1 protein-coding gene is annotated in these 473 nt (G+C 30.4%); it reads left to right on the top strand.

Annotation, left to right across the window (positions count from 1 at the left end; all coding sequences use genetic code 11):
• Positions 1–303 (top strand): transposase (locus KTQ83_RS12035; RefSeq protein ID WP_217256969.1); only part of this gene is annotated, 303 nt, incomplete at its 5' end.
• Positions 304–473 lie beyond the last annotated feature (170 nt).

Raw genomic sequence — 473 nt, 5'->3', positions numbered from 1 at the left:
ATGAAAAAGAGCAATATTCAAGAAATTTTAAAATTAAAAAAGACACTGATTAACTGGTCTCAAGAAATAATCAATTCTTTTACTTTTATAGATGGTCGACGCATTACGAATGGAATCATGGAATCCAAAAATGGAATCGCAAAAGAAATTAAAAACAACGCAAAAGGATATAAAAACTTTCTGAGATATAGAAACAGATGCCTTTATTGCATGAATAAAACTACAAAGCCAAATTACGCAGGTTCACACAAATCTATTCGTATGAAAGGTTGGCCTAGAGGACGTTACAAGAAAAATAAATAAAACATCAAATAAATCATTAGACCAAAAAAAGGGTCATTTCACCAACAAAGTGGTGAATATGACCCATTTTTAGTAAATTCATAAATTTAAGTTTTCTTAACCTAATACGGAAACCCTACAATAATTTAAAGCCGGTATTTTCACATAACCCTACACTATTTTAGAGCGCC

This window comes from Holdemanella porci, from assembly GCF_019052655.1.
GTDB lineage: Bacteria > Bacillota_I > Bacilli_A > Erysipelotrichales > Erysipelotrichaceae > Holdemanella > Holdemanella hominis.
This window is presented reverse-complemented; position numbering and strand designations above follow the sequence as displayed.